The 21,937-nt window shown below is 61.6% G+C and carries 17 protein-coding genes; 11 read left to right on the top strand and 6 right to left on the bottom strand.

Annotated elements, in window-relative coordinates:
- The first annotated feature begins 38 nt into the window (after window positions 1-38).
- The 8 genes from QD280_RS04365 to QD280_RS04330 all read left to right on the top strand — a co-directional run bounded on the left by QD280_RS04365 (window position 39) and on the right by QD280_RS04330 (window position 6,592).
- Window positions 39-1,376 carry a dihydroorotase gene (locus QD280_RS04365; protein WP_279838438.1) on the top strand — a complete coding sequence of 446 codons (1,338 nt, stop codon included), beginning with the start codon at window positions 39-41 and terminating at the stop codon, window positions 1,374-1,376.
- Between the two features lie 76 nt (window positions 1,377-1,452).
- The gene (locus tag QD280_RS04360) at window positions 1,453-2,601 is read left to right on the top strand and encodes a zinc ABC transporter substrate-binding protein (RefSeq protein WP_279838437.1); all 1,149 of its coding nucleotides are present in this window, start codon (window positions 1,453-1,455) and stop codon (window positions 2,599-2,601) included.
- A 112-nt stretch (window positions 2,602-2,713) separates the two neighbouring features.
- Window positions 2,714-3,544 carry a metal ABC transporter ATP-binding protein gene (locus QD280_RS04355; protein WP_082388762.1) on the top strand — a complete coding sequence of 277 codons (831 nt, stop codon included), beginning with the start codon at window positions 2,714-2,716 and terminating at the stop codon, window positions 3,542-3,544.
- A 78-nt stretch (window positions 3,545-3,622) separates the two neighbouring features.
- Window positions 3,623-4,447 (top strand): metal ABC transporter permease, encoded by an 825-nt coding sequence (locus tag QD280_RS04350; RefSeq protein WP_279838436.1) that lies wholly within the window; start codon window positions 3,623-3,625, stop codon window positions 4,445-4,447.
- A 97-nt stretch (window positions 4,448-4,544) separates the two neighbouring features.
- Window positions 4,545-4,991, top strand: coding sequence for a phosphoribosyl-AMP cyclohydrolase (gene hisI / locus QD280_RS04345; RefSeq protein WP_279838435.1), 447 nt, complete (start codon window positions 4,545-4,547; stop codon window positions 4,989-4,991).
- A 37-nt stretch (window positions 4,992-5,028) separates the two neighbouring features.
- Window positions 5,029-5,310, top strand: a complete 282-nt coding sequence (gene yidD, locus QD280_RS04340; protein WP_279838434.1) for a membrane protein insertion efficiency factor YidD — start codon at window positions 5,029-5,031, stop codon at window positions 5,308-5,310.
- Between the two features lie 149 nt (window positions 5,311-5,459).
- The gene (locus tag QD280_RS04335) at window positions 5,460-5,861 is read left to right on the top strand and encodes an MbcA/ParS/Xre antitoxin family protein (protein ID WP_052384668.1); all 402 of its coding nucleotides are present in this window, start codon (window positions 5,460-5,462) and stop codon (window positions 5,859-5,861) included.
- A complete protein-coding gene (locus QD280_RS04330) occupies window positions 5,858-6,592 on the top strand; it encodes an RES family NAD+ phosphorylase (protein WP_279833645.1) in 735 nt (244 codons plus the stop codon). The genes QD280_RS04335 and QD280_RS04330 overlap by 4 nt, the downstream gene beginning before the upstream one ends.
- Window positions 6,593-6,789: 197 nt before the next feature.
- On the opposite strand, the gene QD280_RS04325 is transcribed toward QD280_RS04330, so the two are convergent.
- On the bottom strand, window positions 6,790-7,221 hold the full coding sequence (locus QD280_RS04325; protein ID WP_054556665.1) for a SufE family protein: 432 nt from the start codon (window positions 7,219-7,221) through the stop codon (window positions 6,790-6,792).
- Between the two features lie 111 nt (window positions 7,222-7,332).
- Complete coding sequence (locus tag QD280_RS04320) at window positions 7,333-8,595, bottom strand: site-specific integrase (RefSeq protein ID WP_279838433.1); 1,263 nt, start codon at window positions 8,593-8,595, stop codon at window positions 7,333-7,335.
- 477 nt (window positions 8,596-9,072) lie between these two features.
- Here QD280_RS04320 and QD280_RS04315 point away from each other — a divergent pair, with 477 nt between their 5' ends.
- Window positions 9,073-10,038, top strand: coding sequence for a DNA-binding protein (locus QD280_RS04315; protein ID WP_279838432.1), 966 nt, complete (start codon window positions 9,073-9,075; stop codon window positions 10,036-10,038).
- 216 nt (window positions 10,039-10,254) lie between these two features.
- On the opposite strand, the gene QD280_RS04310 is transcribed toward QD280_RS04315, so the two are convergent.
- The 4 genes from QD280_RS04310 to gorA form a co-directional block, all read right to left on the bottom strand.
- Window positions 10,255-11,661 (bottom strand): PhoH family protein, encoded by a 1,407-nt coding sequence (locus QD280_RS04310; RefSeq protein WP_043334244.1) that lies wholly within the window; start codon window positions 11,659-11,661, stop codon window positions 10,255-10,257.
- Between the two features lie 376 nt (window positions 11,662-12,037).
- On the bottom strand, window positions 12,038-14,620 hold the full coding sequence (locus QD280_RS04305; RefSeq protein WP_279838431.1) for a TRAP transporter permease: 2,583 nt from the start codon (window positions 14,618-14,620) through the stop codon (window positions 12,038-12,040).
- A 528-nt stretch (window positions 14,621-15,148) separates the two neighbouring features.
- Entirely contained in the window at window positions 15,149-16,138 is a 990-nt protein-coding gene (locus QD280_RS04300; protein WP_054556669.1) for a TAXI family TRAP transporter solute-binding subunit, read from the bottom strand.
- Window positions 16,139-16,665: 527 nt separating this feature from the next.
- Window positions 16,666-18,054, bottom strand: coding sequence for a glutathione-disulfide reductase (gene gorA / locus QD280_RS04295; protein ID WP_192838790.1), 1,389 nt, complete (start codon window positions 18,052-18,054; stop codon window positions 16,666-16,668).
- Between the two features lie 399 nt (window positions 18,055-18,453).
- Between gorA and can the strand changes: the two genes are divergently transcribed.
- Both can and QD280_RS04285 read left to right on the top strand, forming a co-directional pair.
- A complete protein-coding gene (gene can, locus QD280_RS04290) occupies window positions 18,454-19,107 on the top strand; it encodes a carbonate dehydratase (protein WP_192838789.1) in 654 nt (217 codons plus the stop codon).
- A gap of 956 nt (window positions 19,108-20,063) precedes the next feature.
- Window positions 20,064-21,659 (top strand): ABC transporter substrate-binding protein, encoded by a 1,596-nt coding sequence (locus QD280_RS04285; RefSeq protein ID WP_107334799.1) that lies wholly within the window; start codon window positions 20,064-20,066, stop codon window positions 21,657-21,659.
- Window positions 21,660-21,937 lie beyond the last annotated feature (278 nt).

Below are 21,937 nucleotides of genomic sequence, written 5' to 3'. Positions count from 1 at the left end.
GATACGATATAACATTTGCTTCCCACGGAGGACGTCACATGCTGGACATCCGCATCTCACAGGCGCAAGTCGTCAACGAAGGCACCATTTCCACTCAGGATGTGGGCATCAAGGACGGGCGTATTCACGCCATCGGCAGCGACCTGTCTCACCTTGCTGCACGTGAAGTGATTGATGCCGCCGGCCGCCATCTGCTGCCGGGCATGATCGATGATCAGGTGCACTTCCGTGAGCCGGGCCTGACCGCCAAGGGCAACATCGCCACCGAGTCCGCTGCTGCCGTGGCTGGGGGGATTACCACCTTCTTCGACATGCCCAACGTCAAGCCGGCGACCCTGGACAGCGATGCACTGGAAGCCAAGTTTGCCGTGGCGGCCGGTCGTGCTCATGCCAACCACGCCTTCTATCTGGGGGCCAGCAACGACAACCTGGAAGCGATCAAGACGCTGGATCCGAACCAGACCTGCGGCATCAAGATCTTCATGGGCGCCTCTACCGGCAACATGCTGGTTGATGATCCGGAGATTCTCGAAGGCATCTTCAAGCATGCACCGACGCCCATCGTCACGCATTGCGAAGACACGCCGATGATTCTCGAGAACGAGGCGCGCTGGCGTGAGCGTTTCGGGGAAGACGTGCCCTTCTCCGAACACGGCCTGATCCGCTCGCGCGAAGCCTGCATCAAGAGCTCGCGTCTGGCGATCGACCTGGCGACCCGCAACGGTACCCAGCTGCATGTCCTGCACCTGACCACCGCCGAGGAAATGGCGCTGTTCAAGGCCGGCCCGATGAAGGGCAAGCAGATCACCGCCGAAGTCTGCGCGCACCACCTGTGGTTCAGCGACGCCGATTACGACACCCGTGGCAGCCTGATCAAGTGCAACCCGGCAGTGAAGACCGCCGAAGACCGCGCCGCCCTGCGCGCTGCCGTGATGGATGGCCGTATCGACATCATCGCCACTGATCACGCACCGCATACCTGGGAAGAGAAGCAGAACCCGTACTTCAAGGCGCCTTCCGGCCTGCCGCTGGTGCAGCATGCCCTGCTGTCACTGCTCGATCAGGTACAGGACGGCATCTATGACCTGGCGACCCTGGTGCAGAAGACCAGCCACAACGTGGCGGATCGCTTCTCCATCGTCGATCGCGGTTACATCCGTGAAGGGGCCTTCGCAGACCTCGTGCTGGTCGACCTCAATGGCGAGACCAGCGTCACGCGTGACAACGTGCTCTACAAGTGTGGTTGGAGCCCCTTCGATGGCGTGACCTTCAAGGCACGTATCGATGCGACCTTCGTCAACGGCGTGAAAGCCTATGACGGCAAGACCGTCAATCCGGTGGCCAACGGCCAGCGTCTCTCGTTCAACCGCGGCTGATGGCGGTCCTGGCGTGCCGGTTCTCGGCACGCCCTGCCCGCATCATGCCGTGATCACTAGCAAAGGAAGTGGTGTCATGAGTATGCATGCGGGCTCTCCCCTGGCGTCTCGCCAAGTGTTGTGTGAAAAGCTGCTGTCCCGGGTCCAGCGCACGCTGGGTCCGCGGGCTGCGCGTGTCTTGCCGCTGAGTGTGCTGGGCGTGCTTGCCGCGTTCGCGACGCCTGCCGCCCACGCCCAGGACAGCGCTCCTCTGCATGTGGCCGTCAGCGTGCCGCCCATCGCGTGGATGGTCGATCAGCTGGCCGGTGAGCATGTCGAGATCACCACGCTGGTCAAGCCGGGCGACAGCCCGCACGCCTACGACCCGACCCCGCGCCAGGTGGCCGAGCTGTCGACGGTCCCGCTCTATCTCGCCATCGGTGTGCCCTTCGAGCAGGTGTGGTTGCCGCGCCTGGTGAAGAACAACGCCGAGATGCAGGTCGTGCATCTGGAAGAGGGTCTCAACACACGCCACTTCGGCAGTGGTGAGGCCCATGACCACGGTCATGATGAAGCGCATGCTCATGAGCAGGACGCGCATCACGATGGTGATCACGACGATCGTGATGAGTACGACGAGCATCATGACGAGCATGCTGATCATGAGGCCCACGAAGAACACCACGATGAGCACGCTGATCATCAGGAGCATGGTGCCCAGCATGGCGAGGATGAGGACCTCGGCGAAGCCGACCCCCACCTCTGGCTGGACCCGCAGCGCATGCAGACCGTCGTCGAGCGTGCCGCCGAGGTGCTCGAGGCCCGCCTGCCGCAGCATGCCGGCGAGATCGATGCCAATGAGCAGCGTCTGCTCAAGACCCTGAGCGAGCTGGATGCGCAGATCGCTCAGACGCTGGCGCCCTACAAGGGCCGCAACTTCCTGATCTTCCATCCCAGCTTCGGCTACTTCGCGGATCGCTACTCGCTCGAGCAGCATGCCATTGAGGTCAGTGGCCGTGAGCCCACGCCGCGCGAGATGGCCACGCTGATCACGCGTGCCAAGGATGAGAACATCGGCACCATCTTCGTCTCGGGGCAGTTCTCCCAGACGGCGGCCAAGCGGATCGCCAGCTCCCTGGAGGCCGAAGTGGCCGTGCTGGACCCGCTGGCAGAGGACTATCTCGACAACCTGAAGCACGCCACCGAAGCGCTGAAGGCGGGTTTCGAGTTGACTGACAGCCAGTAATTGCCGGCCGGGTATTGCGCATATCGTCTGATCTTGCACAATGCCCTGCCCCATCGAAAAGTCAGACGGGCGCTCATGCGCCCGTCTGCGTTGCAACGAGGTAGCTTACGTCATGGTCAGTCCCATCTCCGTCGCGCGCCCGCGCACGGACAGCCATCCGGAGGCGTCAGCCACCGGGCGCAGTGTCGGACCGGTCTTTCGCCCGGTGCCGGCAGATGCACCGGATGCCATTGATATTCGCGGCGTGACCTTCCGGTATGGCGAGCAGGTCATTCTCGACGATGTCGACTTTCAGGTCGGCGCGCGCGAGATAGTGGGACTGATCGGGCCCAACGGTGGCGGCAAGAGCACGTTGCTCAAGCTGATACTCGGTCTTCACAAGCCGGCGGCTGGCTGTGTCCGGGTGCTGGGGCGCACGCCCAAGGCTGCCGCGCGCCATATCGGCTATGTGCCGCAGTTTGCCAACTTCGTGAAGCGCTTCCCCATCCGCGTGGAAGATGTCGTGCTGATGGGACGTCAGGGGCGTCGTCGTCAGTGGGGCCCCTGGCCACGCGCGGACCGTGAGGCGATCGGTGCGGTGCTGGAAGAAGTCGGCATCAGTCATCTGCGCCGTCGGCATATCGATGCCCTCTCCGGCGGTCAGCTGCAGCGTGTGCTGATTGCCCGCGCCCTGGCGGCCGAGCCTCAGTTGCTGCTGCTGGATGAGCCCACCGCGAGTGTCGACAGCGATGGCGAGCGCTCCCTGTTCGAGCTGTTCAATCGGCTGGCCAATCGCATGAGCGTGGTGGTGATCAGTCACGATCTCGGTTTCATCAGCGATTACGTCGATCGGGTCGCCTGCCTCAACCGCAAGATGATCGTCCATGACACCGAGACGCTCACCGCTGAATCGATCGAGCGACTCTATGGTGAAAACGTCCAGATGATCCATCACCATCACTGATGTCGCGGCCGGTGACTGTCCGTCTGGCCTGTTTCACTTCCTTCACGTCGCCCGCTCTGCGCTCTAGGCTTACATTACATGAATTTCATCACCGCCCTGGGCAGCCAGGATTTTCTCCAGAACGCCCTCTTCGCCGGCCTGCTGGCCAGTCTTGCGGCCGGGCTGGTCGGCCCCTATGTCGTGGTACGCCGCATCGGCTATCTGGCCGGGGGTATCGCCCATACCGTGCTTGCCGGCATGGGGATCGCCTACTTCATGGGCGCAAGCCCGCTGGTCGGCGCCTTCATCAGTGCCATTCTTGCCGCCCTGCTGATCGGTTACATCAGTCTCAAGGGCTTTGATCAGGAAGACACCGTCATCGGCGCGCTGTGGGCCATCGGCATGGCCACCGGCATCCTGTTCATCAGTCAGACCCCGGGTTACAAGGTCGATCTGATGAGCTATCTGTTCGGCAATCTGTTGCTGGTGCCCGCGGATGCCATCGGCACCCTTGCCTGGATGGTGGGAGGTCTGGCGTTGGTGTTGCTGCTGGTGCATCGCCCGCTGACTGCGGTGATCTTCGATGAAGAGTTCGCGCGTCTGCGGGGCGTGCCGGTCAAGACCCTCTACCTGCTGCTGCTGGTGATGGTGGCGATCACCGTCGTGCTGCTGCTGCAGGCAGTGGGCTTGATAATGGTGCTGGCCCTGCTGTCCCTGCCTGCCGCGCTTGCCGGTCATCATGCGCGCTCACTGGGCATGATGATCATGATCGCTAGCCTGGCGGCCATGGCCTTCACCACCGGTGGGCTGGCGCTCTCCTGGCAGTTCGACCTGCCGGCCGGCGCGACCATCGTGCTGGTGGCCGGTGTCGCCTACCTGCTGTCGCTCATCTGGCGCAGCGCCCGTGGCGGGCTGCGTCGCTGATTCGCGGCTTGTGATATTGAATACTGCGTGAGCCCCTGCCGGCGTGACATGACGCTGACAGGGGCTTCGATATGGACTCTGCAAGGAAACACCCTCGATGGCACAGGATGGACTGCTCAAGTCGCTGGAGAATGCCGACGTCGGCGAGAAGGTCGCGCTGGAAGCGCTGATCGCCGCCTTGCCCTGGAATGGCGACGGCCTGATTCCCGCCATCGCGCAACAGCATGGCAGCGGCGAGGTATTGATGATGGCGTGGATGAACGCCGAAGCCCTGCGCGAGACGCTCTCCACCGGTCGCGTGTGCTACTTCTCACGCTCGCGCAGCAAGCTGTGGCGCAAGGGCGAGAGCTCGGGCCAGCAGCAGAAGCTGGTCAGTACGCATCTGGACTGTGATGGCGACACCTTGCTGGTCAAGGTCGATCAGACAGGCCCTGCCTGCCATACCGGGCGCAAGAGCTGCTTCTACTGGCGCCTGGATGCTGAAGGCGCCGAGATTACCGATGCACCGATCATTGATCCGAACACCTTGTATGGCAACGCCTGAACGTCGCCACCCGCTCAGGCGCGGCGTGACGTCGGTCATGACGCGCCTGCTGACCGGCTTGCTGCGCGGCTATCAGCTGGTGCTCAGCCCGCTGCTGGGGCCGCGCTGTCGCTTCTATCCTTCCTGCTCCAGTTACGGACTGGAGGCCATCAAGGTGCATGGGCCCCTCAAGGGGTGCTGGCTCACGGCCAGGCGTCTGTCGCGCTGCCACCCGCTGGGCGGGCCGGGTGGCGTGGACCCCGTGCCACCGCGCAAGGGTCACGCCTCGTCTGCCAGCTGCTGCGGTGCGCATGATCAGGACGACGCGCCCAGGCCTTGAGGGCATACGCCTTGTGATTGACTGGGTTGAGTGCCCTGCGAGCGGCGGAGTCTTGCGGCTGGCTGCACGCATGTGAAGTGTTTCTGTGCTATCATTCACATGTGTATGGCGTCAGCTGTGATGCCATCGTCAGTCAGCAGGAGAATGTCATGTCCACCGCAGCCGCCCTCGATCGTGTGTCCCCGACCAGCCCCAGTGCGGGCCGTGTCGCCCTCAAGTCCTTCTTCAACATCATGGAGAAGTGGCAGTGCAGCGCGGCGGATCAGCGCGTGCTGTTGGGGGGCATCGGCACCACCACCTATCACAAGTATCGCAAGCTGCCGGAAGTGCGCCTGCCCAACGACACCCTGGAGCGTATCTCCTACGTGATGGGGATCCACAAGGCCCTGCGCATCCTGTTCAGCAATACGCCCGAGATGGCCCATGAATGGGTGCGTCGTCCCAATCGTGCGGCGCCCTTCAATGGTCAGAGTGCGCTGGATTACATGCTGGCCGGTCAGGTGGTCTCGCTGGCCGACACTCGCCGTTATCTCGACGGAGTGCGTGGATGAGCGAATGGACGAGCGAAGGCAAGCATGTCGATGACTCCGCCCTGCCCGCGCTGACGCTGCCGGACTGGCAGAGCGCCTGGCGCGTGATCTCCAGCGCCTTTCCGCCCATTTCGGTATTCGAGGATATTCTCGAGCCTGATGAGCTGGAGATGGCGTTTGCCATCGAGGCGCTGACCAATGACCGCCTGCGCGAAGAAGCCGGCGAGCTGAGTCGCGTCGCGCCGCAAGACCGCATCAGCGGGCCGGGCTCCACGCCGGTGATGGCAGCCTTCACGCACATCGGGCGTGCCTCGCGCTTCACCGATGGCAGTTTCGGGGTCTATTACTGCGCCAGTACGTTGGATACCGCGATCAGCGAGACCCGCTTCCACATGGCGCGCTTTCTGGCCGATACCGCGCAGCCCAGTCAGGAAATGACCATGCGCAGCTACGTCAATCGCGTGACGCAGCCACTGCATGACATTCGCGAGGGCCATGACGCCCTTTGCCAGCCAGACATGGCCAGCTACCCCGCCGGTCAGGCCTTTGCCGCCAGACTGAGGGAGGCTGGCAGCTTCGGCCTGCTCTACCCCAGCGTGCGCCACGCTCAGGTGGATGCAAGCGCCGAGTGCGCTGCCATCCTGCGTCCGCCGGCGGTCAGCATCCCCATTCAGGGGCCGCACCTGCGCTATGTCTGGGATGGCCAGCATCAGGCCATGACGCATGTGCTGGAAGTGCGCGAGCATCGCTGAGAGCGTGCAGGCGCCCTGCTGAACAGTCTGAAATTACCCTGAGAACGCCCTGGGTGAGAAAGCCCTGAGAAATTATTTAGAAAGACACAAAAAAAGACGCCCGCCATTCCGCTCGAAATCTCGAGACTGGAATGGCGGGCGTCTTGCGTTACTCGTGTTGGCCCAGACCTTAAGCATCAGAGCTAAAGCGCCAGGCCTCAGGCGTTGGCGTGCAGCTCGGCGACGCCGTAGATACGCTTGAGCATCGCATGCAGGCCGTTGGAGCGCGTCGGCGACAGGTGCTTGTCGAGGCCGAGCTCATTGAGGAAGGTCGGCTGGGTGGCGACGATTTCCTGCGGCGTCCGGTCGTTGTAGATGCGCAGCACCACGGCGATCAAGCCTGCCACGATGGCGGCGTCCGAGGTCGCCTGGAAATGCAGGCGCTGCTCGCTGCCTTCGCCACGCACTTCAGGATGAATCCAGACGTTGGACTGGCAGCCATCGATCTTGGTCTCAGGGCCTTTCAGCGCTTCCGGGTATTCCGGCAGCGCCTTGCCCATGTCGATGATGTACTGATAGCGGTCCATCCAGTTGTCGAAGAAGCTGAATTCCTCGACCAGTTCCGCCTGCGCTTGTTGCGCGTCGCTCATGCTGACTCCCGATGATGTCACTGCAAAGTGTCTGAAGATACGCTGTCGCCATGATAACGCCTGACCTTGCCGGACGCACGGCGCCTTGGGGTCTGAGCGTGGTGACAGCGCTCATGGGTCGTGTTCTGGCGCCTTGGGCGGATGGCCTGACGTCGCCAGAGAATGCCTGGCCATCTGCTGCTGCCACTCGCTGTCCTCGGCGTGCAGATAGCGCGATGTCGTATCCAGTCGCGAGTGTCTGGCGGAGCGCGACAGAAAGCGCAGCTCTACCCCGGCCTGTGCCTGATGGGTGATCGCGGTGTGGCGCAGCCAGTGAGGGCTTGCCTGATCGAGAGTGCGTGCCATCAGCTCGCTGGCGTCGCCGGGACTCTGGATTCGCTGGCGCATGTCGATGGCGGCTTGGGCAAAAGTCTGCTTGATCAAGCGGTAGAGCTGGTTGTCGCCGAGCGGTGTCGTGCCATCCAGGCGCGCCAGCAGCGGCAGCGACTCGTCGGCGGGCAGTGCCTGCGGCAGATCACTGAGCCCGCGCAGGCGTCGCCAGCGAACCAGCGCCTCGAGCATCGGCGGCGGCAATGGAATCTCGGCCAGCTTGGCGCCCTTGCCTATCACGCGCCACCACCATTGGTCTTCCCGCTTGATGATATCGCCCATCCTCGCGGCGGCCATTTCCGCGATGCGCGGCGCCATCAAGTAGGCGAATGCGAACAGAAAGCGCTGGCGCTCGGCTACGAAGCGCTCGCGGGACACCCCGTCCTCAGGCGAAGCACCGACCGGTGCCAGCTCCTCGCAATGCGCTTCGATACGCCCCCACAACCAGTCCCACAAGGGGCGCTCGAGATAGCGTTCGATGCGCAGCGTGCGGTTGTCCATGCGGCGCTTGTCGCGCATCAGGCGGAACGGGTTGCGTGACAGGTAGCCGGCCTCGATCAGCCAGGCATACATGCCCTGCAGAATCACCAGGCTCTGACGGCGGCTGGCGGGGGCCAGCGGGCCGCGAAAGGGTCGCCACTGCGGATGCTTGCGGGCGCGCACGCTGCCAATCCAGACCTCTGCAGGTTGAGGGTCGGCCAGAAACGCCTCGAAGTGCTCGAGGCGTTCGCGATCCAGACTGGCCAGAGCGGATTCTCTGCCCTGCTCTCCCTCGGCCTTGAGCCATAGCAGTAGGCGCTCCGCCTCCTTGCGATAGGCACGCAACGTCTGAGCACTGTGCCGGTATTCATTGATCCAGGCGGCCACAGCTTCGACATCCGTGCGGGCGCGAATTAATGAGCGATCGTCAGCGGTCGTCAGCTGGGCATGCCGCTGCATTCTGGATAGCTCGCCCTCCAGATGCCCGACCAGCGCGGTGATACCGTCATGCGTGCTTTCTTCCACCGATCAACTCCCGTTGCAGAATCTTGGCCGTATATCGCCCGTCTGGCGCGTCATATCAGGCGTGCGCCGCTCTGTGGCGCCCCTTTCCTGCTCTATCCTTCCCTGTTCTGACCAGGCTTGGCCTGTCCTCGGGGCTGATTGTGACGTTACGGCCATGATAATTCAAGATAAGGCGCGTAATCATGAATTTATTAACCTATCCATATCGTAAATTACGTATTACGTAATATGTAATTATCTTTATCTTGTCAGAAAACATCGCTAAGATGGCCGCCAGGCTGATGACAGGCTGACGGCAGAAGAAGGCGAGCGGCAGCCACGCTGACGCTCTCGTCAGACGGCGTGCACCATCCGCTGCCTTTGCGTGTATGAGAGTGCGTACTGGAGAGTGGTAGTTGGCCGCGCTTCATGGCGTAATGGCGGTCAAGCAGCAACGACTGACGACGTATCAATGACAGACTACGGACGGAGATTCCCATGGCGCGCACTGGCGTCCAGTACGAGGATGTACAACGAGCCATCGAGTCACTGATGGCACGGGGCGAGGCCCCGAGCGTGCAGAAGATTCGTGAAGTGCTGGGGACCGGCAGCTTCACCACCATCAGCGATCACCTGCGTGACTGGCGCCAGCGGCGCGCCGAGAAACGTGATGAGCCGCTGAGCCAGGCCATGCCTGACAGTCTCACCGAGACCCTGGCCACGGTCTGGAAGGAGGCGCAGTCACTGGCCAATGAAAGCCTGGTGCACTATCGCCAGGAAGCGGACAAGCAGGCCATCGAGGCGCGTGAGGCCGAAGCGCAGGCACAGCGCCGCGCGGAAGATGCCGAACAGCGCCTCAGCGCCCTGTCCGAGCAATTGGCCCAGGTGCAGGCGCGCCTTGAAGAGCGCGTGCAGGCCTTGGCGACGCTGACCAATGAGCAGGAACATTGGCAGCAGCTGCAGGACAAGCTCGAAAAGCGTCTGACCCTGGCCCAGGAAGATATCGCGGCCATGGAGCGCACGCGTGAAGTGGACCATGAGCGCCATCAGCAGGCGATTCAGGCACAGGAAAGCGAGTGGAAGGAGCGCCTCGCGCAGGAAGAGGCGCGTCATGAAGCCAGTGAAACGCGCCTGATGAAGATGCTGGATGATGCACGTCTCGAGAAGAGCGAGCTCGACAAGCAGCATCGACGTCGTCAGGAGCAGCTCGAGAAGCGTGTCGAGCGTCTCGATACCCAGGCAGCCGAGCAACGCAAGCAGGTGCAGGAAGAAGAGCGTCGCCGCTTTGAGGAGACTTCGGCTCGCCAGCAGCGCGAGACGGAGCTCAAGGACATGCGTGCGCAGCTGGAGCACTCCTCGGCGGAATACTCACGCCTGGAGGCCCAGCTCGGGCAGCTGACGCATGAGAACAAACTGCTCAAGGAACGGCTGGCCTTTGCGCCCTTGCCGCCTTTCGTATGCTGAAAGCCTTGTCGAGTGATCACCACGCACTTGCGGCGTGATCTCCGTGACTGACATGACGCAATGCACACGAAAACGCCGCCCATCAGGGCGGCGTTTTTTGTCAGTGCTACCGTGTTCTCATTCTCGTGATACCAAGCTTGTGATATCAGAGCCGTCAGTGTCGTGATGGCGACGCCATCGGGTGGCTATCAAGTTGTCGAAGGTGCAGCGAATACCTCACAGCAGCTCTTCCGCGACCAGTGCCAGACGTGAGCGCTCGACGCACTTGAGTGTCACGTGACTGGCATGCGGCCACGAGCTGAAGCGCTGCACTGCCACCGCAAGGCCGCAGGTGTTGGCGGTCAGATAGGGAGTGTCTATCTGGCCCACATTGCCCAGCAGTACCACCTTGGTGTTGGCGCCCGCCCGTGTCAGCAGGCCCTTGAGCTGCTTGGGTGTCAGGTTCTGGGCTTCATCGATGATCAGGAAGGTGTCGCTCAGCGTGCGGCCGCGCATGAAGGACGGCGAGCGAATCTGGACGCGATTGCCGATCCAGGCGCGCGTGGCCTCCTCGTTCCAGGCGCTGGTGCCTTCTCCCTCCTTGCGCAACAGGTTGTCCATGTTGTCGTGGAAGGCCCCCATCCACGGCGACATCTTCTCTTCTTCGGTGCCAGGCAAAAAGCCGATCTCTTCACCCATCGCGATCGGCGCGCGGGTGAAGATGATGCGCTCGAAACGCTTCTTCTCCAGTGTCTGCTCGAACGCGGCAGCCAGCGTCATGTAGGTCTTGCCGGTGCCTGCACTGCCCGCGATCGACACCATGTCGACGCTGTCGTCCATCAGCAGGTTGAGGGCGAAGTTCTGGCGACTGTCATGGGCATTCACCCCCCAGGCGCTGCGCTCGTTGCGATAGTTCTGCAGCACTTCCAGGCGTGCATAATCGTGCTCCAGCTCGCGCACGATGGCCTCGAAACTGGCGCCATCATCCCCATCGCAATCCGCGATCAGCATGCCCGGGTACCAGTCCTTGGGCATCTGGCCTGACAGTTCATAGAAGGTGCGATGGTGCTCGCGCGTGACGGTGACATCGACCTGCATGTCGTCCCAGACGCCCTGGCCGTCGTGGCCGGCCTCATGAAAGAGCTTGACGCCCTCGATCATGGCGTCGCTGTCGGTGAAGGCGCGATCCGTCAGATAGTCTTCCACCGCCATGCCCAGGGCGGCGGCCTTGATGCGTAGATTGATGTCCTTGGTCACCAGGATGACCGAGGCGTCCTGACAGCGTGCAGACAGGCTGCGGGTCTCGGCAAGAATGCGATTGTCGGCACAGGCGTCGCTCTGATCGACATGGCCGGAGAGGAAGTGAAGGTTGCCCGCGCCATTCATGGAAGGCGGGAGCGGAATTCCACGCAGGATTTCCTGAGGTGTGACATCCGCGGTGAGATCGGACAGCGTACGGCTGATCTGGCGGGCGGTATGGGCAATCTCCTTGTTGCCATTCTTGTGCTTGTCCAGCTCCTCCAGCACCGTCATCGGGATGACGACATCATGCTCGTCAAACTGGAACAGGGCTGAGGGGTCGTGAATCAGCACGTTGGTATCGAGGACGTACAGACGACGGGACTGCTTCTCGACTCTTACCATTGGCGACATGCCTTCCGTTGGAGTGTGCCCCTTGAAGCTAGCACGCTGAATATGTCGATCGTGTTGCAAAAGCGCGTTCATATTTCACGCTAGCCTTGCAGACAGGTCACGCAAGGCAGGCGCATACTGTTGCTCCCTCATGAAATGCCCCCTTGCCTGGTGGTGAACAGCGTCATGCTGAGCAGCGCCACCTGGCAGCAGAGAGAGCCAGCCGCGCCGCACGCAAAGTCAGCGCCTCAGGTATAGGTCAGCGCCGCAGGCATGAAAAAGCCGCCCACCGAGCATCTCGGGGGCGGCTTTTGTTTAGGCCCTCACGGCATCAGCCGTGAGGGTTGGTGCTCAAGCGCTATCTTGTCGAGCAGATAGCGCTTGGGCGTCAGGCAACGGCGGGTTGCTGACGACGTCGACGTACTTGCAGGAAGCCGATCAGCCACAGCAATGCCAGTGCCGGCAGCATGGCGATTTCCTTCGGCGGACGCTCAGCCGTCTGCTGGATGCCATCGATGGTGTAGTCGAAATCGATGCCGGCCTGCTGTGCCACGCTGCCGTACTCGATCATGCTGACCAGCACCTGCTCGTCGCTGATATCCAGCGTCAGGCCGACATCGGTCAGACGGGCTTCGCCACTCTCGGCATCAGAAACTGGCAGCAACACGGTCTTGGAGACCTCGTCGCCATCCAGGTTGATGCCCGAGACGTGAATCGGCAGCTTGCTGTCCACCGGCGCTTCGGCGATCAGCGTCTCAATCTGCTGCGGCGCGGCCATGGTGGTGGGCGGATAGATCATGTCCCACCAGTAGCCCGGACGGAACAGCGTGAAGGTGATCAGCAGCAGACCGATGGTCTCGTACCAGCGCGTACGCGTCAGCCAGTAGCCTTGCGTCGCCGCCGCGAAGACCAGCATCGCCGCGACGGCCGAGGCCACCGTGATCGCCAGGTGCCAGTAGCTGTCGATGTTCATCAGCAACAGGTTGGTATTGAAGATGAACATGAACGGCAGGATCGCGGTGCGGATATCGTAGGTGAAGCCCTGGATACCGGTCTTGATCGGGTCTGCCTTGGCGATCGCGGCCGCCGCGAAGGCGGCTAGCCCCACCGGTGGCGTGTCATCGGCCAATATCCCGAAGTAGAACACGAACAGGTGCACGGCGATCAGCGGCACGATCAAGCCGTTTTCCGCGCCCAGATTGACGATGACCGGCGCCATCAGCGTCGAGACGACGATGTAGTTGGCGGTCGTCGGCAGGCCCATGCCCAGGATCAGGCTGATCACGGCAGTGAAGATCAGGATCAGCATCAGGTTGCCGGCCGAGATGAACTCGACGAAGGCGGTCATCTTGAGGCCCAGCCCGGTCAGGGTCACGGTGCCCACGACGATACCTGCCGCCGCGGTGGCCACACCGATGCCGATCATGTTCTTGGCACCGATCACCAGGCCATGGAAGAGGTCTTCGCCACCGCGTTGTGCGGCGCCGCCGACATTGCCTTCCTTGCGGAAGATGGCCACCAGCGGACGCTGGGTCACGGTGATGAAGATCATGAACAGCACGGCCCAGAAGGCCGACAGCCCCGGTGACATGCGCTCGACGGTCAGGCACCACACCAGCACCACGACCGGCAGCAGGAAGTAGAGACCGACCTTGACGGTCGGGCCGACCGGCGGCAGTTCATCGATGTCGCCTTCCCCAAGTTCCGGGAAGCGTGCTGAATAGGCGATCAGTGCCACATAGGAGGCCAGCAGCAGCGGCAGCACGATCCAGACCGCGCCATCCCCCGCCAGGGTCTTGATCCAGCCGATGCCGTAGTAGACGACCAGCGTGAGTATTCCCATGCCGATGAAGACGGTCAGGAAGGTCAGCAAGGTCGCGATCATGCTGGTCTTCTGGGTGCGCTTGAGGCCTTCCATGCCGGCCTTGCACGCTTCCAGGTGCACGATGTAGATCAGGGCGATGTAGGAGATCAATGCCGGCAGCAAGGCATGCTTGATGACGTCAAGGTAAGGAATGCCGACGTATTCGACCATCAGGAAGGCCGCGGCACCCATGATCGGCGGCGTCAGCTGGCCATTGGTGGACGCGGCCACTTCCACGGCGCCCGCCTTGGTGGCCGGGAAGCCGACCTTCTTCATCAGCGGGATGGTGAAGGTGCCGGTGGTGACGACGTTGGCGATGGAGGAGCCGGAGATGATGCCGGACAGGCCAGAGGCGACGACGGCGGCCTTGGCCGGCCCGCCCCGCATGTGGCCGAGCATGGAGAAGGCCATGCGGATGAAGTAGTTGCCGGCGCCAGCACGTTCCAGCAAGGCACCGAACAGCACGAACAGGAACACGAAGTCGGTGGAAACGCCGAGCGCGACCCCGAATACCCCTTCCGTGGTCAGCCACTGGTGGCCGAGCAGCTTGTTGAGGCTGGCCCCGGCATGCGCGATGACATCGGGCATGTAGGCGCCGAACAGGCTGTAGAGCAGAAAGACGCTGGCGACGACCGCAAGGGGCGGCCCGAGTGCGCGCCGTGTGGCTTCCAGCAGCAGGACCAGGCCGATTCCCGAGAACACCAGGTCCACGGTGGTATAGGCGCCAGCGCGACGTGCCAGTTCATCACTGAAGATCAGCACATAGGCGACACCCGCCACGGCGAAGATCGCCAGGGCCCAGTCATAGAGGGGAATGCGGTTGGCGGGAGCCCCCTTGTAGGCCGGGTACGCCACGAAGGCCAGCGAGATGGCAAAACAGAGATGCACGGCGCGCGCGGTGTCGGAATTGAGCAGTGACAGCGGCGAGGCGTGATAAAGCTGAAACAACGACCATGCCAGTGGAATCAGCCACATGAAGTGGCGGCCCACGAAGCCCACGGGATGACGGCCGCCGGTTTCCGACTCCAGCATCTCGAGGACTTCAGCATCATGATGCGTCTCGGCGTCTGGCGACTGAGACGTTGCTGCAGTTTGGGTTTTGGTCATTTTTTGTGATCCGGTACGCGAGTCAGGCGATGGCTGACAGGTCTCCTTCTTGCTCGACCAGAAGGCCCTGCTCAACCACATGCTTATCAAGCTGGTTACGTCTTCAGTATGTCCGGCCTGACAGATGTTTCCATTGATTCACCCGATCAGGGCGTAAATTTCCTGAACGATTTCCTGAACGGGCAGTGAGCTAGGCTCGTGACGAGCGTGAGACCTTGCCTGGTCACGCTTGTCCATGCTGCGGCTGCCGTCACGCCACTTGCCACTCGCAGGCAAGTCTTGATTGCGCAATGACGGCGGGTGTCTCTGCTGCGCTTTCCCTGCTCGGCCTTTTCCTGGTTGGCCCTTTCCTGCGCGGCCTTTTCCTGCTCGACTTAAGTGGCCGCCCGGGAATGCAGACTTTCCACAAGCACGGAGACCGCAACGAGTGCGGTCTCCGGGAATTCCCTGTGCTCCCTGTGCTCGGATCCCTGAGCGCAGGATGAGCGCTCATGCACGGCGCCTCGCAGGCGAGGCGCGCAGGGCATATCACTCGCTCAGCAGGCCAGCTTCCTTGTAGTACTGCTTGGCGCCATCGTGCAGCGGCGCTGTCAGGGAAGCATTGACCATCTCTTCCTTCTTCAGGACCTGGAACGCCGGGTGCAGGCGCTGGAACTGATCGAAGTTGTCGAACACGGCCTTGACCACTTCGTAGGCGACGCGGTCTTCGACTTCGGCACTGGAAACGATAGTTGCGCGAACACCGAAGGTGGTCACGTCGTCATCGTTGCCGCGGTACATGCCACCCGGGATGGTCGCGACGGAGAAGTAAGGCTTCTCTTCGACCAGCTTGGTGACGGCGTCGCCGGTGACATTGACGATGTTGGCGTCACAGGTGGTGGTCGCTTCCTTGATGGAACCGGACGGGTGACCCACGACGTAGACGTAACCGTCGATCTTGTTGTCACACAGTGCGGAAGACATCTCGGAGGCCTTGAGCTCGGAGGCCACGGAATACACGCTGGTGTCCTTGTCCTGAGAGGACAGCAGAGTGTCGATGGTCGAACGCTGACCGGACCCCGGGTTGCCGATGTTCATGCGCTTGCCTTCCAGCTGGTCGAACTCGGTCACGCCGCTGTCCTTGCGAGCGACGACGGTGAACGGTTCCGGGTGCAGGGAGAACAGTGAACGTAGGTCCTTGTTCGGGCCGAAGTCTTCGAAATCGCCCTTGCCTTCATAGGCATTGTAATGCGCGTCAGACTGGGCAACGCCCATGTCCAGCTCGCCGGTACGGATGCTGTTCAGGTTGTAGCCGGAACCGCCCGTGGACTCGACGCTGCAGCGAATGCCGTGTTCGGCCTTGCCACGGTTGACCAAGCGGCAGATTGCACCACCAGCCGGATAGTAAACGCCTGTTACACCGCCGGTGCCGATGGTTACGAAGGTCTGCTCGGCGGCGCTGGCGCCTCCGGAGATCCCCATCAGGCCAAGACCTGCGGTCGCGACCGCCGCTGTCAGCGACTTCTTGATCATGGTCATGTTGAAACTCCCTTTGCTGGCTTGTTATTGGTCTTGCCGTCGTGCACCTCGATACCGGCCAGGCCCTTGCTTGTATCGCGTGTGAAACAGGCCGATTTTCAGGCTTATCCACTGCCACATGGCTGATATTTCAGTAATTTGAGGTGCATAACGCTGCACTGAGACTAGCATAGCTGAAGTGCGCGAGTACCAGCTTGTCATGCTTTATGCTACGAAAGGTGTAGGTGTTGGCAGTGAACTGCGCAGACAACGACTTGTCCCGCCAGACGAGAATTGCCGCTTCCTCATTGCGTGCAACTTTCAGCGCGGATTCAGATAGTCGCTGCTGCTGACTGTGTAACCTGCACCGTTACTCAGTAACCATGACTCCCCTTTCTCAGATGATTTGCTCCTGGGAGCACGCAGAAGACGCATGCAAAAACGCCCCACGGCAAGGCCGTGGGGCGTTCTGTTTTCGATGTTCTGTTTCGACGTTCAGTCTTTTCGAAGCTCAGTCATTTCGACGAGCCGTCTTTGCGACTGACTTGTCAGGTGCGCGTGACACTGCGCATGGTGACGAACTCTTCCGCTGCCGTCGGGTGAATGCCCACGGTCAGGTCGAAGTCGGCCTTGGTCAGGCCGGCACGCACGGCGATGCCGATGCCCTGCATGATCTCACCGGCTTCATCACCGACCATGTGCACGCCGACGACCTTGTCGCTGGCATCATCGACGATCAGCTTCATCAGGCTGCGCTCATCGCTGCCGGACAGGGTGTGCTTGAGCGGACGGAAGTCAGCGGTGTAGACGCGGATGCTGTCGAACTTCTCGCGCGCCGCTTCCTCGCTGAGGCCGACGGTACCGATGTTCGGATGACAGAATACCGCTGTCGCGATGCTGTCGTAGTCCAGACCACCCACGACGCCGTCGCCGAAGTGCGCACGTACCAGGTGCATGGCTTCTTCAAGTGCCACCGGCGTCAGTTCCGGGCCACCGATGATGTCGCCCAGCGCGAGGATGGACGGGGTGGTGGTCTCGAAGCGCTCGTTGACGCGCACGGTGCCATCGACATTCAGCGCCACATCGACATTCTCGAGCCCCAGGCCTTCGATGTTCGGCTTGCGACCGGTGGCGGCGAGGATGCAATCCACTTCCAGCACCTGGCCATCGCTCAGGCGCACGCTGTAGATGTCGCCCTGCTTGTCGATGGACTCGACCGTGGTGTTGAAGTGCAGGTTGACGCCTTTCTTGGCCATCTCGTCACGCGTGAACTCGCGCACTTCGTTGTCGAAGCCGCGCAGGAACAGGTCACCGCGATAGCTTAGGTGCGTCTCGGCACCCAGACCATTGAAGATGCTGGCGAACTCGACGGCGATATAGCCGCCACCGATGACGAAGAAGCGCTTCGGGAAGCTTTCCAGATCGAAGATGCGGTTGGAATCCAGCGCATGTTCACGACCCGGGAAGTCCGGCAGGAACGGCCAGCCACCGGTGGCGACCAGGATCTTGGCCGCGGTGTGACGCTCGCCATTGACGACGACGGTGTTGGCATCGGCGATGCTGGCACGGCCTTCGATCAGCGTGGCGCCGGAATTGTTGAGCAGATTGCGATAGATACCGTTCAGACGAGAGATCTCGGCGGTCTTGCGATCGCGCAGGGTCGCCCAGTCAAAGCGCGGGGCGTCGCCTAGATCCCAACCGAAGCCGGCGCTGTCCTTGAAGGAATCATGGTAGTGGGCAGCATAGGAGTAGAGCTTCTTGGGCACGCAACCGACATTGACACAGGTACCGCCGAGGTAGCGGTCTTCTGCCACGGCAACGCGGGCGCCGGTCGCGGCGGCGGTCCGGGCAGCGCGAACGCCGCCGGAGCCGGCACCAATGACGAACAGGTCGAAGTCAAACTGGCCTGTCGCAGGCTGATGGGTCTGATCGGTCACGGGAATCTCCTTGATGAATTGGCCACATGGTATCAGGACTCGCGCGGCCTCGGGAGTCCCGTGTCGCTGGGCACGGTTACCCGCGTATCGGCCTTCAGGTTGACCCTGTGGCCTCTGACACGGTAAATATGTCCAACAAGCATGTTAGACAAAAGTTACAACGTGCTGGCACAGGGGCTAGCACCGTCATTGGCGAAGCGCTCCGCGGACGCGTAACATTGTTGCTCGTAACACTGTCGCTCGTAACCATAGCGCTCTGACGTCTTGCCTGACGCTGCCGTGAACGCCTGTCTCATGGGCCTGAGCCAAGAGGCTCTGCGCCCTAGAGGCGCCACGGCCAACGTCCCTGTGCGACAACCGTCCCCTGCCCCCGTCATTTGAAAAAGTGGTCTCCCTGCCATGAGCAATATCGAAAAGCTGCTTGAGCAAAACAAGGTCTGGGCTCAATCCATGACCGAGCGCGACCCTGAGTTCTTCAAGCGCCTCTCGGACCAGCAGAATCCTGACTTTCTGTGGATCGGCTGCTCGGATTCCCGCGTACCGGCCAACCAGATCATCGACCTGCCGCCCGGCGAAGTCTTCGTTCATCGCAATGTCGCCAACCTGATCCACTACAACGACATGAACGCGTTGTCGGTCATCCAGTACGCCGTCGATGTGCTGAAGGTCGAACACATCATGATCGTCGGCCATTACGGTTGTGGTGGCGTGCGTGCCTCGATCACCGGCGGTGACAATGGCATGGTCGACTACTGGTTGCACACCCTGCGTGAGCTCTACAACCTGCACTATGACGAGCTCAAGCACCTGCCGCTGGATGAGCAGGTTGATCGCATGTGCGAACTCAATGTCCGCTCTCAGGTGCAGAACCTGGCCAGAACCAAGATCCTGCAGCGTGCCTGGGAGCGCGGTCAGAAGCTGGAAGTGCACGGCTGGGTCTACGGCCTGTCCGATGGTCGAGTGAACAACCTCGATTGCACCATCAGCAACCTGTCACAGGTGCCGCAGCTGTATCGTGTGGACCGCATCGAGCCTTTGCCGCAGCAGGACTGATCAGGCCGACGTGATCCAGCTGCCGGTGCTCAGGATGCCGGTAGCAACATCAGCGCCCTCCAACGCGCCTCCCATTCAGGAGGCGCGCCGCGTTTCAGGCCTCCCTCTTATCAAGACCGACCCTCCAGCGCCTTTCTCCCACTGTCAGTGCTTTCCAACATCGACTGCCTTGGCGTCTATCGAATGGAATCAGGCCTGGCAGCCACCGGCACTGGAAAGCCTTTCACGTGTTTTCAGCGCAGCGTTTGGGAATTTTACAGCGCAGTATCGCCCTTGCAGGCCTTCGTGGAGGGCCTCTGAGGCGCAACTTTGGTCGCAGAACGCCATGCGCACCAATCAAGTGCAGAGACTGCACGCATTGGAAAATCACTGCCTATCCTGTCGGCTTTTCTGCCGCTGATGGTGTCTGTTTATCGCCAGGTGGCGTGAAGCCGGATTGGCGGTATTCAGCGTACGCAATGTCTCTCAATCAGGCGATGTCGGCTGACGGAACTGATACACACCACGGCTATGCAGCGCCCGAGAATTCCCCCAGATCTCGATCATCAATATTGCTTCAAATAGTTGATTCTATTGGAATTGACTTGTCATCAAGGCTTGCAGCGTGAACGAGGCAGGCCAGTGTCACGGCGGCTTGCCCAGCATATGGCAGTGCTGAATTGCTCCGTATTGCCCTGAGAGGAAGCGCCCTCAGCTCGCGGCGTTATTGAGGTGAAAAATGGCGACGCCGTGTGACATCCGAGGTGTCGCCTCGTCCATTGCGCGCCCTGCACCAGCCTGGATGACGTTGCGTGGTCAGGAAAAGGCTATTCACCACCTGCATCCGGCTACTCAACATTTCGATTGTCCCGCGACCAAGTGACTCTCTACTGTTAGAACGCATCCTGCGCGTCTGCCTCGACAGCCGCGCAGGATCGCCACAACAACAATCAAACTACACAAGCAAAGGGATGCTCATGACCCGTCAGAATGCCCTCCAGTCTTTCTTGCCCAAGAAGACCCTGTGTGCGCTGATCGGCAGCGCGACATTGGCCATGGCGGCTCCGGCAATGGCCGAAGACGTCACCCTGCGCATGGCCTACGACGCTGACCCCGTGACCCTCGATATCCACGAGCAGCTCTCCGGCGGCACCCTGCAGCTGTCGCACATGGTCTACGACCCGCTGATTCGCTGGAACAAGGACCTCGGCTTCGATGGCCGCCTGGCCAAGAGCTGGGAGCGTGTCGATGACAACACCATGCGCTTCCATCTGCGCGAAGGCGTCAAGTTCCACTCCGGTAATGATTTCTCCGCCAAGGATGTGGTCTGGACCATCGAGCGCCTCAAGAAGAGTGCCGACTTCAAGGCCATCTTCGCGCCGTTCACCGACGTCAAGGCAGTCGATGACTACACCGTGGACCTGGTGACTGACAAGCCGTTCCCGCTGGTGCTGAATGCCGCCACCTACATCTTCCCGATGGACAGCGCGTTCTATTCCGGCGAGACCGAAGACGGCAAGGCCAAGGATGAGATCGCCAAGGCGGCCAACACCTTCGCCTCACGCAACGAGTCCGGCACGGGCCCCTACAAGGTCGCGGACCGTCAGCAGGGCGTGAAGATCAGTTTCGAGCGCTTCGAGGATTACTGGGATACCGAGTCGCCGGGTAACGTCGATGACATCGTGCTGACGCCGATCAAGGAAAACGCCACGCGTGTCGCGGCGCTGCTCTCCGGCGACATGGACTTCATCGCGCCGGTACCGCCGACCGATCTGGAACGCATTCGCAAGCAGGACGGCGTGCACCTGGTCGAGATGGGCGGCACCCGCATCATCACCTTCCAGATGAACCAGGAGCGTGTCGAAGCCTTCAAGGACAAGCGCGTCCGTCAGGCCGTCAACTACGCCATCAATCAGGAAGGCATCGCCCAGAAGCTGATGAAAGGCTTCGCGACCCCCGCAGCCCAGATGTCACCGGATGGCTATCAGGGCCACAACCCCGAGCTGACGCCGCGCTATGACGTGGCCAAGGCCAAGGAGCTGATGAAGGAAGCCGGCTACGAGGATGGCTTCGAGATCAGCATGATGGCGCCCAACAACCGCTATGTGAACGACGCCAAGATCGCCCAGGCCGTGGCCTCTATGCTGGCCAGGATCAACATCACGGTGGACCTGAAGACCCTGCCCAAGGCTCAGTACTGGCCGGAATATGATGCGCGTGCCGCCGACATGATGATGATCGGCTGGCACTCGGACACCGAAGACAGTGCCAACTTCTTCGAATTCCTGACCTTCTGCCCGGATGCCGACAGCGGTGTCGGTCAGTACAACTCCGGCAACTACTGCAATCCGGACGTCGACAAGATGGTCACCGAGGCCAACCTGGAGACCGACACCGAGAAGCGCGCCAAGATGCTGCAGGCCGCCGAGAAAGCCGTCTACGACGATGCCGGTTTCGTGCCGCTGCACTGGCAGAACCTGGCCTGGGGCGCGCGTGATGGCGTCAACATCGAGCCGGTGCTGAACGTGATGAACTTCCCGTACCTGGGGGATCTGGTCATCGACCAGGAGTGATCCCACCGCGTGAGTGAGTGACAGGCACTGAACCGCCTTGCATCGTTCAGCGCCATGTTCCTGGCCACGCACCCCTCGCGACAGGCAAGTCAGGCAACCGGAGATAGCCTAAGCGAACTCTCTGGTTGCCCTGCTGACCTGAACGTGACGACTTACCCCCGCCTGTTCTTCCCCCTTGGTCATCGCCTCTCGGTGATGGGTTGGGGAGCCTGTGCCCGATGACTGGCCAGCGACAGGCGGGATACCTGACACCCAGCGTGATCGGCCAGCATGGATAG

This window comes from Cobetia sp. 1AS1 (assembly GCF_029846435.1).
Taxonomy (GTDB): domain Bacteria; phylum Pseudomonadota; class Gammaproteobacteria; order Pseudomonadales; family Halomonadaceae; genus Cobetia; species Cobetia amphilecti.
This window is presented reverse-complemented; position numbering and strand designations above follow the sequence as displayed.